This is a genomic window from Bradyrhizobium sp. CCBAU 51627 (genome assembly GCF_028128765.1).
Classification (GTDB): Bacteria; Pseudomonadota; Alphaproteobacteria; order Rhizobiales; family Xanthobacteraceae; genus Bradyrhizobium.
Genome location: NZ_LBJG01000085.1, coordinates 21260 through 36653, shown reverse-complemented (window position 1 = coordinate 36653; position 15394 = coordinate 21260). Strand labels below are relative to the sequence as shown.

The window sequence follows — 15394 nt, the reverse complement described above, 5'->3', positions numbered from 1 at the left end:
CGGGACCCATAATCACAAAATCGCGTTTGGCGGCGCGCTTGTCCGGGATGACGGCGGGGTAGTTGGCGAGCGTTATCGCGTCCGCACGATCTGCAGCAGCTCCTCGCCGTAATGCTCGAGCTTCTTGTCGCCGATGCCAGGAACATTGCGCAGTTCGTCCAGCGTGGTCGGCCAGGCCCGGACGATGCCGTCGATGGTGGCATCGTGCAGCACGACATAGGCGGGCACGCCGCGTTCGCGCGCCACATCCGAACGCCAGGAGCGCAGCCGCGCACGCAATTCCGGATCGACATCGCCCTGCGGAGCGTTCGCCGCCGGCGCAAGATCGCCGCGCCGGGACTTTGCACGGCTCGTGCGGATACGGGTGCCCGGCGCCTCCTCACGCAGCCACACCTCCGTCTCCCCACGCAGAACGCCGCGCGCGGACTCCGTCAGCTTCAGAGCGCCAAAGGCCTCACTGTCGCTCTGCAAATGTCCCATCGCCACCAGCTGCCGCAGCACGGTGCGCCACTGCTTTTCATTGAGCTCGCGCCCGATGCCGAACACCGACAACTTGTCGTGGCCGAACTGCGTCACCTTCTCGGTCAGGCGACCAATCAGCACGTCGATCAGATGCATCGCGCCGAAGCGCTGCCCGGTGCGATAGACGCAGGATAGCAGCTTCTGCGCCAGCACCCTGCCGTCGCGCATTTTGGGTGGCGTCAGGCAATTGTCGCAATTGCCGCAATTGTCTGCCGTCACTGCCTCGCCGAAGTAGGCGAGCAGGCGCCTGCGCCGGCATTGCGCGGTTTCTGCGAGCCCGACCAGAGCATCGAGCTTGCCGATCGAGACACGCTTGAAGTCGTCAGAGCCGCTGGACTCGTCGATCATGCGGCGCTGCTGCACGATGTCGGAGAGCCCATAGGCCATCCAGGCCGCCGACGGTTTGCCGTCGCGCCCCGCGCGGCCCGTCTCCTGGTAATAGGCTTCGATGCTCTTGGGCAGGTCCAGATGCGCAACGAACCGTACATCCGGCTTGTCGATGCCCATGCCGAAAGCGATGGTCGCGACGATGACGATACCGTCCTCATTGAGGAAGCGGTCCTGATTCCGCGAGCGCACGCTGCTATCGAGGCCGGCGTGGTAGGGCAGCGCTGCAATGCCGGCATCGGCCAGCGCGGCGGCAACCTCCTCGACGCGGTTGCGCGAGAGGCAATAGACCACGCCAGCATCACCCGCATGGCGCTCCCGGATGAACTCCTTGAGTTGCGACACCGCATTGCGCTTGTCGACGATCTCGTAGCGGATATTGGGGCGGTCGAAGCTCGAGACGAATTGCGGGCTGTCTGCCAGCTGGAGCCGCTGAACGATCTCTTTCCGCGTCAATTCGTCAGCGGTTGCGGTCAGCGCGATGCGCGGCACGTCGGGAAAGCGCTCGGCGATGACGGAGAGGCCGACATATTCAGGCCGGAAATCGTGTCCCCATTGCGAGACGCAATGCGCTTCGTCGATCGCGAACAACGCTACCCTCGCCTGCGCCAGCATCGACAGGCAGCGTGGCGTCACCAGCCGTTCCGGCGCGACATAGAGCAGGTCGAGATCGCCCGCGATCAGGCGCCGCTCGATGTCGGAGGCTTCCTGCAACGATAGCGACGAGTTCAGCGCGGCTGCATTGACGCCGGCCTCGATCAGGCCCGCGACCTGATCGCGCATCAGCGCAATCAGGGGCGAGACCACGATGCCGCAGCCCTCGCGCAACAGGGACGGCAATTGATAGCACAGCGACTTGCCGCCGCCGGTCGGCATCAGCACCAGGCAATTGCCGCCCGCGGTGACATACCGGATGATCTCGGATTGGGCGCCGCGGAAACCCGGCAGACCGAACACCGAATGCAGCACCGACAGCGCATCGCGGCCATCGGCCGGCGCCGGCAACGGAGCGGTGGAAGGGGCGGACATGGGCGCGTCTGGGCGTTGAGAGATTCGTCACAGGCCAGTCGCATGACCGCGCGGGCGTGGCAAGCACATCTTCACCCTCCGTTTGAAGGGGCGGTGAAAAGCTACGCGCCGATCCTGCGCAAGGCCTCGGCGACCGTCACGATCGGCATGCCGCGCTGTTCCGCGGCCTCCAGCGCGTGGCGCAGCAGCGCGGGCGTGCAGCCATAGGGGCTCGGGTGGTCGACGACGTCATGACCGTAGAAGATCAGCCAGCCGCCGCTTGCCAGTGCCTCGTCGAAGTAGCGGTCCACGCCCGCCACATCGATCTCACAATCGACCAGGGGCGAGGCGCGGAGGAACTGGAGATCGATGACGTCGCTGTTGACGCCGGGAAGGATACCCCGCGCCGAGCGGAAAGTTTTGGCGAGCTGAGGCTTCCGCCAGACCGAGGCGAGGCCATACGGATAGGCGAAATTCTCGAGCCGGATCGAGGAGTCGATGCTGTGAAAATAGTTGCGGTTGCGCTCGATCTCGCGCGCCATTGCGCGCTCGTCGAGATCGACCGCGCGCAGATGCGAGAAGGTGTGGCAGCCGATCTCGTGACCGCCGCGATGCAGCCGGACGATCGCATCGCTCGATAGCCCGCGCCAATGATCCCCGGGCTGGTCGATCAGACTGCCGGCAAGGTAGAACGTGCCGCGGCCGCCATGCGCTTCGAGCAGCGCGGCGCCCTCGCCTGCGGAGCTATCGGGCGCGTCATCGAAGGTAAAGCTCACCATCGGCGCATGCGCTGGCAAACGGTGCGGCGCGGCGCGGAAATGCCGGGCCAGCCGATTGCTCAAGCGTCCGTTGAGGTCCGACAGCAAGGGTGCATTCCCTGTGATTCCACGTTTCTCCACTGAAACATTTGCACGTGGTCCGAGGCAAGCCTAACGCTTGGGTAATCCTAACGCGGAACCAGACGCCCCGCTTAACGCGCGAGCAGCGGGGCATCGGCGCCGAGATATTGCAGCCAATTGCGGAAAAGCGCCGCGGCGGCGGTGCCCGCGTCGATATCCGCGCGCAAGGTCAGTGCAGGCAATTCGTTGGTGAGCGCGGGATGACGCTGCTGCCTCGCCCGCTTCTCGAAGCGCGCCAGCTTTTCCTCCGTCGCTTCGTCGAAATAACTCAGAGGGAGGGCCGGATAGATCTCTCGCTGGCGCGCGAGGTAACGGCCGATGTCGCGCAGATATTCGCGTTGGAGCGACAGCGCGTCATATTCGGGGTGCCCCTGGAAAAAGATGAAACGGCTGGCATATTGCCTGACGAAGATGTCGACTCCTGCCCGGGCCGATCGGGTCAGCACCTGATACCCAGCCTGAGTGAGATCATTCTCCGCCACTTCGTTCAGGCGAGAATGCGAAACCTTGAGCGGCGCCGGCGCATCGCGTGTCAACGCGTCGCCGGTCACAGCCTCACAATCGAAGATGCCATGACATTTGGCCGGCAGACGCTGCCGTTCGACCCGATCGAGATGCAGCACCGCGGCGTGTGCCGCGAGGCATGACCAGATCGTCGAGCGGGTGTTGGCCTTGGCCCAGTCGATCAACTCGGTGAGGTCACGCCAGTACGGCTCCTGGTCGAGCTCGGGCGCGACCGGCTCGGCGCCGGTCACGATCAGACCGTCGAATCTCTGGCGCTTGAGATCGGAAAGATCGGAATATTCGCTCTCGACATGCCATCTCGCTTCCGGCGAGCGCTTTACCGACGGCAGCGAGAAACAATGGAAGCGCACACGGCGTGGGCCCGCGGCGGCCTGGAGCAGCTTCATGAATTGCCGCTCTGTCGCTTTCAGCGCCGTATCAGGCATGTTGTTGATCAGACCGATGGTGAGATCGGTGCCGCCGCGATCGCGCGCGAAATCACCCTCGGCCGGCACCAGCGCCGGGCTTGCGATCCCTTGATCCCTGGCGATCAAGACGTTCATCGGCCCGGTTGCCTACTCCGCGGCCTGAAGGCGTGCGGCCGGGCAGGCTTTTTCCAGTGCCTGGTCGATGTCCTCGATGATATCGGCCGCATGCTCGATACCGATCGAGAGGCGGATGGTCTCCGGCAGCACACCGGCTGTGCGCTGCTGCTCCGGCGACATCTGGCGGTGCGTGGTCGAGGCTGGATGGCAGGCCAGCGACTTGGCGTCGCCGATGTTGACAAGGCGCGTGATCAGCTTCAGCGCGTCATAGAAGGTTTTGCCGGCCTCCATCCCGCCTTTGATGCCGAAGGTGAACAGCGAAGAGGCGTTGCCGTTGAGATACTTTTGGACCAGCGGATAATAGGGGCTGTCCGGAAAGCCGGTGTAATTGACCCAGGCCACGCGCGGGTCCTTGCGAAGGAATTCGGCGACCTTGCGGGCGTTCTCGACGTGGCGCTCCATGCGCAGCGCCACGGTCTCGATGCCCTGAAGCAGCAGGAACGCATTGAACGGTGACAGCACCGAGCCCATCGTGCGCTGATAGACGCTGCGCGCGCGCTCGATATAGGCGGTCCTGCCGAAGCGCTCGGCATAGACGAGGCCGTGATAGGAGGCATCCGGCTTGTTGTAGGCCGGGAAACGCTCGGCATGCCTGGCCCAGGGAAAATTTCCGGAATCGACGATCGCGCCGCCGAGCGTGGTGCCGTGACCGCCCAGGAATTTGGTCAACGAATGCACGGCGATGTCGGCGCCGTAGTCAAACGGCTTGAGCAGGATGGGCGTTGCGACCGTGTTGTCGACGATCAGCGGCACACCATGCGCATGCGCAATTTTCGCCAGCGCCTCGATGTCGCAGACATTGCCGGCGGGGTTGCCGATGGTCTCGGCGAACACCGCGCGGGTGTTCTCGTCGATCAGCTTTGCAATCGCATCAGGCGCGTCGCTCTCGGCGAAGCGGCCCGTAATGCCCTGCCGCGGTAGGATGTGGGAGAGCAGCGTGTGCGTGGTGCCGTAGAGCTGCGGCACGGAGACGATATTGCCGCCGTGGTCGGCCACATTGACGAAGGCGAAATGCAGCGCGGCCTGGCCGGTTGCAACCGCAAGCGCGCCGACACCGCCTTCGAGCTGGGCGATACGCTTCTCCAGCACGGCGCTGGTGGGATTGGCGATGCGGCTGTAGCGAAAGCCTTCGGCCTCGAGGTTGAAGAGCGCTGCGCCGTGGTCGGCGCTGTCGAAGGCGTAGGCCGCGGTCTGGTAGATCGGCACGGCGACTGCGTGCGTGGTGGCTTCGGGCTCGTAGCCGGCGTGAATAGCGATCGTCTCGTTGCGCATCGTACCACCTCCGCGTGGGACGCGGGCCGCACTTATTGGCCTGTATGAGGCATGTGCGTTGTCCGCCGTTTCCCTGTTAGAGGTGGGTGGTAAAGCGGACAATAATTCGCTTAGAGATCGAGGAAGTAACCCTAATGGTTGTTGGTGAATTGGCTAAAATTTGAGTCAATTTGGATTAACTGTCCAGCCGATATCGTCAGGGACGCCAGCGGGCCGAAAGTGGATGACGATCTCGCCCGCGAGATCGTCATTGCCGCAAATTGCAATGCTCCGGGATGGCTGCGCCAGATCAGGCCATCATTTCCCAGAGCCGGTGTGCCAGCACGCCGGCGCGCTTTTCGATCGCCGCGGCCGCATCCAGAGCCAGATCCTCGCGGTAGCGGCCCGCGATGAGTTGCACGCCGATCGGCTTGCCGTCGTGCACGGCCACGGGCACCACCGCGCCGGGCAGGCCCAGCACGTTGATCGCGGAGATGAAGCGGATTTCACCCCAGAAGATTTCCTGCACGCGCTCGGCGCTGACGGTGTCCTCGCGCGGCCCCGGCGTCGGCTTCACCGTTGTCGGCGCCAGCACCACCGGATACTCCTCGAAGAACATCTGCCAGGCGCGGATATGGCCGTTGCGGGCGGCCGTCGCCTGCATCCAGGCCTTGAGATCGAGGACATTGGCCTTGGTCTTCATCCCGCTCCACGCCTTGTGGAAGTCCTCCGATGTGACCTTCAGCATGCCGGCCTCCTGCATCACCACCGTCTCGTTGGTGATGATGTCGCACCAGGTCTGCCAGACGCCGTTGATGTCGGGCACCTCGACCTCGCTGACGCGATAGCCGGATCGCTCCAGATGATCGGCGGCCTGGCGGAGCGCAGCGCTAACCGCCGGATCGACCTCCATGTCTTCGGGTATCCTGGCCAACGCGACCTTGATCGGACCCTTCGGCTTCGGCCCGGTCAGCGGCGCCGGCACCCACCAGGGATCGCGCGGATCGCGCTGGCTCATCACCTCGAGCGCCAAACGGACGTCCGAGACGTGGCGGGCGAGCGGCCCCTGCGCCGACATCAGGTGCGCCAGCATCGGCCGCTCCGCCGTTGCGCTTGCGTTGAAAGCGGGAATGCGGCCCTGCGTCGGCTTGATGGTGGCAACACCATTGCAATGCGCCGGCCAGCGCAGCGAGCCACCGATATCGTTGCCATGGGCGATGGTACCGATGCCGGCGGCGACCGCCGAACCCGCACCGCCCGAGGAGCCGCCGCAGGTGATATCAGGGTCCCAGGGATTGAGCGTCAGCCCATGCAGCGGATTATCGGTGAAGCCGCGGAACGAGAATTCCGACGTGTTAGTGAGACCAATGACGATCGCGCCTGATTTCTTCAGGTTGCGGACAACAGGCGAATCCGATGGCGCGATGAGATTCTTGTTGGCGGGAACGCCGTTGAAATTGGGCCGGCCCTCATAGTCGACGTTCTCCTTGATGGTCACGGGCACGCCGTGCAGGAGACCGAGTTCGCCGCCCCTGGCGCGCTGCTTGTCGGCCGCATGCGCCGCCGTCAGCGCTTCCTCACCGAGATCGACGACGACCGCATTCAGCCTCGGATTGACGGCATGCATCCGCTCCAGATGCGCCTCGACGGTTTCCACCGCGGAGATTGCGCCGGAGCGGATCGCCGCCGCGGTTTCTACCGCCGACCATTGCCAGGCCGGCCCTCTGGGACGGCGTACCGCCGCGGATTTGCGAGCCGGCGCCGCGATTTTCTTTGCCGTCTTGGCGACGGCCCGCTTGCGGACTGGGCTCTTCTTGCTCGAGGTTTTCGCTGCTTTCTTCGAAACGCTTTGCTTCTTCGCCGTCTTCCTTGCCACGTCCCCATCTCCTGAAATTGCGCGGCGAAAGTTACGAAGGCCATGCGACCCTGTACAGGTGCGTTTCTGCATGGCGCGCTGGCGCCGCACCCCGGTCAGAGGCGATGCTCCGCCTGCACTCTTTCAGCTGGCCGCCTGGGTCGTTGAGCGAAAATGCCACTCTCGCGAAACAGGACAATCGCCGAGGATCGAAGTCTTCGAAGCCAGGAACGGTGCGCTAGGCGGCCTGTCTGAGCGCGAGTTTGGCGATCGCATCTCTCAATACAGTCAGATTTGCCCCCGGGCCTGTACCGTGCTCGGCAAGATGACGGCGAAAAGCGCGCGCCCCAGGCACTGCGTGGAATGCACCGACGAAATGCCGGGTGATGGCATGCAGCCGCGTGCCGCGGACAAGCTGCGCTTCGATGTAGGGCATCATTGCCTCGAATGCGTCCTGCATCGTGGCGTGCGGTGCCGCCTCGCCGAAAATGTCGGAATCGACCGACAGCAGCCGCCACGGCTCCTGATAGGCGGCACGACCAAGCATGACGCCGTCGACATGGGCAAGATGCGCTTTCGCCTCGTCGAGGGTCAGAACACCGCCGTTGATGATGACCGGAACGTCGGGCATCGCACGCTTGAGCCGGTAGACGCGATCATAGTCCAGCGGCGGGATGTCGCGATTCTCCCTGGGCGACAGGCCGTTGAGCCAGGCCTTTCGGGCATGCACGATCAGCGCATCGCAGCCGGCGGCGACCACCGCGCGCGCGAGCGTGTCCAGCGCGACTTCCGGATCCTGAGCATCGATGCCGATGCGGCACTTGACGGTGACGGGAATGGCGACCGCGCCCTTCATCGCCTCGACGCACCTCGCCACGAGTTCCGGCTCCGCCATCAGGCAGGCGCCAAAGCGGCCATCCTTCACGCGATCGGACGGGCAGCCGACATTGAGGTTGATCTCGTCATAGCCGAACTCTTCGCCGATCCGCGCCGCCCTCGCCAGCTCGCCGGGGTCCGACCCGCCGAGCTGAAGCGCGACAGGATGCTCCATCGCGTCGAACCCAAGCAGCCGCTCCCGGTCACCATGAATGATGGCCCCTGTGGTCAGCATTTCCGTATAAAGCAACGCCCGCCGGGACAGATGGCGGTGGAACACCCGGCAATGCCGGTCCGTCCAGTCCATCATGGGGGCGACGGAAAATAGATAGCGCAAGTCATTCATTTCATTGATCTATTCTGTCTCCACCCAATCCCATAACGGATTGGACCGATTGGGAAATCCAGCGCGACCCAGCTTTGATATATTTTGCTTTTTTCCAGAATCATATCCCCCTGCTGGAAGCCAAGACGCCCAATCTGCATTCTCCATGCACACATTGTGCACGCGGAAGCCCGAGTGCACACGAACGGCGACGTTCACTCAGTCGCCTCGGAAAATTGGCGCTTTGTCGCTGGAGCCATTCCTCCCTCCACTCTCATCGCAGCACGAGCGACACAAAGAAAACGCCAAGTGCGACGCACATTCAACCGAAACCAAGAAGCAGCTTTGGCAAGGAAATCAGCATTGATCCAACGCTACGAGGGTACGCCACATGCGCCACAACGTGAGCGCAATTCAGGAAATGCCTCAATAGAGCGTCAGGGGCATCGGACCGACGGGAGATAGCTCTCTACTCGGCACGTAAAAGAATGCCGTGCCCGAGGGACACGGCAAGTTTCAGGGAGGGTGAACCGGAAGATTCCCGGTGCATACGCGAGGCGTGGCCTCGGCTGATCGTCAACCGATGCGCGATCGGAAAAAGTCAAAGGCCATTCGCGGCCGCGGTCACCATTTCAACGCGGCCGTGCGCACGGGATGGTCCCAGAGCGCCGCGGTCTCACTATCGAGCACGCTCACGGTGAGCGAGCACCCGGCCATGTCCAGCGAGGTGACGAAGCTGCCGACCAGCGAGCGAGCAATGCGCAAACCGCGCTTTTCGAGCAGTCGGCGCGCCGCATTGTACATCAGATAGAGCTCGATCGTCGGCGTTCCGCCAAATCCGTTGACGAGCAAGAGGGCTTCTGCCCCGTCGCGCGCGTTGAGATCCTGCGCGATGGCCGTCGTCATCTCGTCCGCGATCGCGTCGGCCTGCTCCAGCTTGACCCGGCGCCGTCCCGGCTCACCGTGAATGCCGACACCAACCTCCATCTCGTCCTCGCCGAGCGAGAAGGTCGGCGTGCCTGCGGCAGGCACAGTGCAGCTCGTCAGCGCCACCCCCATCGAGCGCGTGCGCGCGTTGACGCGCTCGCCGAGCGCAACGCAGCCCTCGAGGTCGGCGCCCTTCTCGGCCGCCGCGCCGACGATCTTCTCGACGATCAATGTGCCCGCCACGCCGCGGCGCCCGATGGTGTGTGTCGAGTTCTCGACCGCGACGTCGTCGTCGGTCACGATGGTGGCAGTGCGGCCTTCGGCGATCTCAGCGGCCATCTCGAAATTCATGCGGTCGCCTGCATAGTTCTTCACGATGAACAGCACGCCGGCTTCACCGGCAACCGCCTGGGCGGCCTCGACGATCTGGTCCGGCGTCGGCGACGTGAAGACCTGTCCCGGACAGGCGGCGTCGAGCATGCCATAGCCGACGAAGCCCGCATGCAGCGGCTCATGCCCGCTGCCGCCACCCGAAACGAGTGCGACCTTCTTCGAGTTCAGCTCACGGCGCTGAACGAATTTCCGCTCCGGCCCAAGCGCGACGAGATCGGCATGTGCGGCCGCAAGCCCGTCCAAGCTCTCCGCAAGCACGCCGTCGACCGAATTGATGAACTTCTTCATTGTCTCCTCCCCGCTTCTTCCTTTGGCCTCACGCCTTATTTTTCCCTCATGATGGCAATCAAGCGCCGCGCGAATTCCTGGAGCAGCGCATCGAGCTCGGCGTTCCGCTTGGCGCTGCCGAGATCCGGCAAGTGCAGCGTCAAGGTCCGCTCGTGCGATCCTTCGGTCAACCGGCCGATCCGACGCGGATGCGCCCGCGCATAGGCGCGAAGAAAAGCGGACTTCGCCTGCGGCGGGAAGTGGCAGACATCGAAGATCGTGTTGAGATGCTGCACGGGTATCGGCACCGGATAAGCGGGGTTGCTGATCTGGCTGACGAAGCTGCGGTTCTTCCCCATGGCATGCGCAAGACGCAGCCGCATGCCCGACGGGCGGCTCTCCAGCACCTCCTTGAAGATCCGTTTGTAAACCGCAACAGCGCCGGCTTCCGCCGGTTCGTCGATCGCCGTATCAGCCAAGGCCACCTCCGCTGCTCAGCCGGTCGATCGTCTGCTTGATGTGCGCGAGCGCCGATGCATTCACAGAGAGCTCACGCAGGCCGCAGTTCAGTAATGCGGGAAGGCAGCGCGGATCGCCTGCCATGTCGCCGCAGAGGCTGACGCTGATCGCGGCGCGCCGCCCATGCTCGGCGGTCCGAGCGATCAGTTCGAGCACCGCCGGATGCAGCGGGTCCATCAAGGGGGCGAGCGCTCCATTGGAACGATCGCAGGCAAGGACATATTGCGCGAGATCGTTCGAGCCGATTGAGAAGAAGGAGGCCTTGAAGCTCGTGATCACCAGGGCCGCCGCCGGGACTTCGACCATGATTCCCAGCTCGGGAAGCATCGCGGCAATCCCGTCCGCCTGCAAGCGCTGCACGACATCGGCAAACAGCTTCCGCCCCGCCTCGAGCTCACCCGCAGACGTGACCATCGGAAACATGACCTTGAGGTTTCCGCGCACGGCGGCCCGTGCCAGCGCGCGGAGCTGAATGGCAAAGATCTCGGGCCGGGCCAGGCAAAGCCGCAAGCCCCGAACTCCGAGGAACGGATTGGCTTCGCCGTCCAGCGTGAAGCCGGCGATAGGCTTGTCGCCGCCCGCGTCAAACGTGCGAATGGTGACCGGGCGCTGGTCGGCCCAACGCAGCACCGCATCGTAAGCCTGAAACTGTGTCTCCTCATCGGGCAAACCGCCCCGCTCCGTCAGCAGAAACTCGGTGCGCATGAGGCCGATCCCATCGGCATATTGCGCGTCGGCGTGCTCGAGATCGTCGACGCGCTGGATATTGATGAACAGCTTGATCCGCTCGCCGCGCCACGATGCTGTCGGCCGTCGCAGGATCGCGCGCGCAGACGCCCTGCTCTTGCGATGGCTTTCGCGCCGCTTCTCGAACAGGCGAACCTGCTCCGCATTGGGATCGAGCTCGAGCGTCGCGCCCTCGCCGTCAAGCAGCGCGGTGGCTCCGATATCGGGAATCGCGCCAAGCTGCACGACCATGGGGATGCCCCGCGCGCGCGCCAGCATCGCGACGTGGCTGGTGGGACTGCCGCGCAAGAGCGCGAGCCCGCCACCGCCGGACCAGTCAATCTCCAGAAATCGCGAGGGCGGCAGATCGTCGGCGCAGACGACGGCTCCGCTTGGAATTTTCAGGGCCTTACCCTCGCCTCCCCGCAGAATGTTGATCACGCGGTCGCGCAGATCTGCAAGGTCCGAGGAGCGTGCCTTCAGATATTCGTCCGCCGCCGAATTGTAGTCCGCGATCTGCGCGTCGAGTGCCGAACGCCATGCGACATCCGCCGGATCGCCATCGCCGATCGATGCGAAGATCGCTTCGATGAAATCCTCGTCCTCCAGCAGCGCGACCTGGAATTCGAGAATCTGCGCAGCCTCGCCGCCGGCGATCCCGGCGAGATCCGCGATCTGCCCGCTTGCCGCGTCAATTGCAGCGCGAAGGGCAAGCGCCTCTTCAGCGAGGTTACCCGCGACACGCTCGCCGTTGGTGTCCGCGTCGACACGGACAAGCCGGCCATGAGCAAAGCCGATCGAGGCGGTTCTACCGCGATAGGCCAGTCCTGTCGCGCCACCCTGCATGCTGCTAAGCCTCGTCGGGAAAATCGGTTGCGATCAGATCGATCAGCGCCGCAACGGCGGCTTCCGCGTCACTGCCGGATGCCTTGATCTCGATCGTGCTGCCGTGGGCCGCGCGCATCGCCATGATCTTGACCACGCTCTTGGCATTGATCCACTCGGCCACGCCTGCGACCCGCACGGAAATCTGGGCCTGGAACTTCTTCGCGAGCTTGGTCAGCTTGACCGCGGGGCGCGCGTGCATACCCACCGCGTGCACCAGCCGCACATTACCGGTGAAAATCTGTCCGTCCGCTTTGTCCAGCATGTCATCTTCCATCATCGCTTCGCCGACGCGTTAGTCGGCAGAGAGTTCCTCGGCCACGGCCTTCACCTGCGCCAGTGAGCTGCCGCCTGCCGCCTCGGTAGCCGCCATCACGGCGCCCTCGACGATCGGCGCGTTGCATACGACAACGAGCTCGCGCCGCGCGGGCTCCAGCATCTCAACCGCCATTTCACTGTTGGTTTCGGCTCCGCCCAGATCGACGAGGACTGCGACGCCCTTGGCGGACCAGGCATCATTGATGGCGTCGATGATCAGGGAGACGCTGGTGCCCAATCCGCCATCGGGATTGCCGCCGCAGAACGCCACCCTGACCTCGCTGCCGACCATCTGCCGCACCATGTCGGCGGTGCCCTTGGCGATGTCCTTCGAATGCGAGACGATCACGATCCCCACGGTTTCAGTCATTGCTGTCCCTCCAGGCTCGCGCAGACAGCCTGCACGAGAACGCAACTCGAGCGGGCGCCGGGATCGACGTGTCCGATGCTGCGCGATCCAAGGAACGACGCCCGCCCCTTGGTGGCCTGCATCGGCGCGGTCCGCTCGACCGCCTCGCCGGCGGTGGTCCGGACGCGCGCGATCAGATCCGGCTGGCCTGCCGCCGTCTTCAGCGTTTCCAGGACGGGAACAAGCACGTCGAGCATCGTCTTCTCGCCGGCCTGCGAGCGGCCGCGGGCGCTGACGGCGTTCACGCCGCTGCCGAAGACGTCCGCGAGGTCGTCCGGCAAGTGTTTGTTGTGCGAGAGCGCCTCGCCGGCGGCGAGGAAGAAGCTCCCGTAAAGCGGCCCGGACGCGCCGCCGACCGTCATCACCAGGGTCTTGCCGATCATTTTCAGCGCGTCGTCGAGCGGCTGCGCGGAGATGGCATCGAGCTTGCCGAGCACGGCTTCAAATCCACGCTTCATGTTTGTTCCATGGTCGCCATCGCCGATCGCCTGATCCAGGCTTGTGAGCTCCGGCGCGCTGGCGATGACCTGCTCTGCGGCCATCTTGACCAACGACTTGAATGTCTCGGGTTGCAGCGACATCGAATGGATCCTCTAGTGAATCATCGCGGAGATGCGTTGCCCCGCGCGATCGAAACAAAGCGGATGCACCAGGTGCAGTTCGACCTCCTGGCCTGCCTGCAGGGGCCGATGCGGGTCCGCAAGCGTCACGAGCATCTCACCCCTATAATCCAAATGAACATGATTCTGCTCGCCGAGGTGCTCGACGCGGTGCACGCGGCCGATCATCCGCCCACCATTGCGCGCAGCGATCTGCAGATGCTCGGTCCGGATGCCGACCGTCTCTGTTCCCGGCGGAACCGGTACGTCGGACAAGAGACGAGCCGGAAGGAAGTTGATTAGGGGAGTCCCGAGGCGGGAGGCGACATAGCTGCTGGACGGGCTTTCGTAAATCTCCCGCGGCGTGCCAAGCTGAAGAAGCTGGCCGTCCTTGATCACGCCGATCCGGGAGGCCATGGTCATGGCCTCGACCTGGTCGTGGGTCACGTAAAGGATGGTCGCGCCGAGCTCGAGCTGGATCCGCTTGAGCTCGAGACGGAGCTCCGAACGGAGCTTCGCATCCAGCGACGAGAGCGGTTCGTCCATCAGGTAGATCGAGGGATCGCGCACCAGCGCGCGGCCGATGGCGACCCGCTGCATCTCACCGCCGGACAGCCGGGTGGCACGATTGTTCAGCTTGCTTGCGATATGCAGCAGCTCCGCCGTCTGCTCCACGCGCTTGCGGATGACGGGCTCCGGCACGCGCCGCGCGGGCGAGCGCAGCGGGAACGCCAGATTGTCATAGACCGTGAGATGCGGATACAGCGAGTACTGCTGAAAGACGAAGGCGATATCGCGAGATCCCGGCGGATCATGCGTGACGTCGCGGCCGTCGATCATGACTGAGCCGGCGTCGGGGGTCTCGAGCCCGGTGATCAGCCGCAGCGTCGTGGTCTTGCCGGCACCACTCGGTCCGAGCAGGACCAGGAATTCTCCGTCATTCACCGCCAGCGAAAGCTCGCGGACCGCCTCGACCGCGCCAAACCGCTTGCTGATGTTGCGTAAGGTGACGTCAGCCATGGCCCGCGCTCCCCTCGTTGGCGGTCCGAATAGCCAAACCGCTGCCGACATCAAACAGCGCGAGCCGTTCGGAGTGGAATTCGAGACCCACCATTTCGCCGATCCGCACCGACGCGCTGGAGGGCAGCCGGGCCGCGACGCGTCCATGCGCCGTGTCGACCGTGACGATTTGCGTCGTGCCGAGATATTCTGCGCCGAATACCTCGCCGCGCACGGGGGCCGCGTCGGCGAAGCGGATATGCTCCGGACGTATCCCGAGAGCCAGCAGCGCGCTCGCGCGATCCTCACAAATCTGCGGAACTTCGACGCTGACGCTGTGAAACGCGACAGCCCGATCGCCGGATCGCAGGCCGCTCTCAAATCGCAAGAAATTCATCGGCGGCGAACCGATGAAGTCGGCCACGAACATGCTCGCGGGCCGGTCGTAGATCTCCTGCGGCGAACCGATCTGTTCGACGCATCCCTTGTTCATGACGGCGATCTGATCCGCCATCGACATCGCCTCGAGCTGGTCGTGCGTCACGTAGACCGTAGTTGCACCAATGCGATCATGGAGGTCGCGAAGCTCGCCGCACATCAGATGACGAAACTCGGCATCGAGTGCTCCCAATGGCTCGTCCATCAGAAAGGCCTTCGGCCGCCTGACCATGGCGCGCCCAAGCGCGACCCGCTGCCGGTCGCCACCCGACAGCTTTGACGTCTTGCTCGACAGGAGATGCTCGATCCGCAGGAGCCGCGCTGTTTCCTGCACGCGCTCGCGAACCTGGCGCCGGCCCATGCCCTGGCACTTCAGGGGAAAGCCGATATTGTCGGCAACATTCATATGCGGATAGAGGGCGAAAAGCTGGAAGACGAAGGCGATGTCGCGGGCCGCCGCACGGCGGAACGTCACGTCCTCGCTGTCGAGCAGGATCCTGCCCTCGGTCGGCAGCTCGAGGCCCGCAATCATGCGCAACGTGGTCGTCTTGCCGCAACCGGAGGGCCCCAGCATCGCGAAAAAGGTGCCATCATCGATGGTGAAGTTCGAGCCTTGCACGGCCGTGAACTGATCGAACGACTTGCGCAAGTTTTCGACGCGGATTTGTGCCATGGCTACCGC

14 protein-coding genes are annotated in these 15394 nt (G+C 64.2%); all 14 read right to left on the bottom strand.

Annotated features, from left to right (window positions below):
* Positions 1-72: 72 nt before the first annotated feature.
* The 14 genes from recQ to XH88_RS30190 all read right to left on the bottom strand — a co-directional run bounded on the left by recQ (position 73) and on the right by XH88_RS30190 (position 15385).
* Positions 73-1938, bottom strand: a complete 1866-nt coding sequence (recQ, locus tag XH88_RS30255; protein WP_271671879.1) for a DNA helicase RecQ — start codon at positions 1936-1938, stop codon at positions 73-75.
* Positions 1939-2039: 101 nt separating this feature from the next.
* On the bottom strand, positions 2040-2783 hold the full coding sequence (locus tag XH88_RS30250; protein ID WP_271671878.1) for a polysaccharide deacetylase family protein: 744 nt from the start codon (positions 2781-2783) through the stop codon (positions 2040-2042).
* A 104-nt stretch (positions 2784-2887) separates the two neighbouring features.
* On the bottom strand, positions 2888-3883 hold the full coding sequence (metA, locus tag XH88_RS30245) for a homoserine O-succinyltransferase MetA (RefSeq protein ID WP_271671877.1): 996 nt from the start codon (positions 3881-3883) through the stop codon (positions 2888-2890).
* 12 nt (positions 3884-3895) lie between these two features.
* On the bottom strand, positions 3896-5197 hold the full coding sequence (locus XH88_RS30240; RefSeq protein ID WP_271671876.1) for an O-acetylhomoserine aminocarboxypropyltransferase/cysteine synthase family protein: 1302 nt from the start codon (positions 5195-5197) through the stop codon (positions 3896-3898).
* Between the two features lie 289 nt (positions 5198-5486).
* Complete coding sequence (locus XH88_RS30235; protein ID WP_271671875.1) at positions 5487-7052, bottom strand: amidase family protein; 1566 nt, start codon at positions 7050-7052, stop codon at positions 5487-5489.
* Between the two features lie 217 nt (positions 7053-7269).
* On the bottom strand, positions 7270-8253 hold the full coding sequence (dusA, locus tag XH88_RS30230; protein ID WP_271671874.1) for a tRNA dihydrouridine(20/20a) synthase DusA: 984 nt from the start codon (positions 8251-8253) through the stop codon (positions 7270-7272).
* Between the two features lie 603 nt (positions 8254-8856).
* Entirely contained in the window at positions 8857-9840 is a 984-nt protein-coding gene (gene dhaK / locus XH88_RS30225; protein ID WP_271671873.1) for a dihydroxyacetone kinase subunit DhaK, read from the bottom strand.
* A 35-nt stretch (positions 9841-9875) separates the two neighbouring features.
* Positions 9876-10304 (bottom strand): hypothetical protein, encoded by a 429-nt coding sequence (locus tag XH88_RS30220; RefSeq protein WP_442868495.1) that lies wholly within the window; start codon positions 10302-10304, stop codon positions 9876-9878.
* Positions 10291-11910, bottom strand: coding sequence for a phosphoenolpyruvate--protein phosphotransferase (ptsP, locus tag XH88_RS30215; RefSeq protein ID WP_271671871.1), 1620 nt, complete (start codon positions 11908-11910; stop codon positions 10291-10293). The genes XH88_RS30220 and ptsP overlap by 14 nt, the downstream gene beginning before the upstream one ends.
* 4 nt (positions 11911-11914) lie before the next feature.
* Entirely contained in the window at positions 11915-12214 is a 300-nt protein-coding gene (locus tag XH88_RS30210) for an HPr family phosphocarrier protein (protein WP_271671870.1), read from the bottom strand.
* A gap of 30 nt (positions 12215-12244) precedes the next feature.
* On the bottom strand, positions 12245-12637 hold the full coding sequence (gene dhaM, locus XH88_RS30205) for a dihydroxyacetone kinase phosphoryl donor subunit DhaM (protein ID WP_271671869.1): 393 nt from the start codon (positions 12635-12637) through the stop codon (positions 12245-12247).
* Complete coding sequence (dhaL, locus tag XH88_RS30200; protein ID WP_271671868.1) at positions 12634-13257, bottom strand: dihydroxyacetone kinase subunit DhaL; 624 nt, start codon at positions 13255-13257, stop codon at positions 12634-12636. The genes dhaM and dhaL overlap by 4 nt, the downstream gene beginning before the upstream one ends.
* A 12-nt stretch (positions 13258-13269) precedes the next feature.
* Positions 13270-14295 (bottom strand): ABC transporter ATP-binding protein, encoded by a 1026-nt coding sequence (locus XH88_RS30195; protein WP_271671867.1) that lies wholly within the window; start codon positions 14293-14295, stop codon positions 13270-13272.
* Complete coding sequence (locus XH88_RS30190; RefSeq protein WP_271671866.1) at positions 14288-15385, bottom strand: ABC transporter ATP-binding protein; 1098 nt, start codon at positions 15383-15385, stop codon at positions 14288-14290. The genes XH88_RS30195 and XH88_RS30190 overlap by 8 nt, the downstream gene beginning before the upstream one ends.
* Positions 15386-15394: the final 9 nt, after the last annotated feature.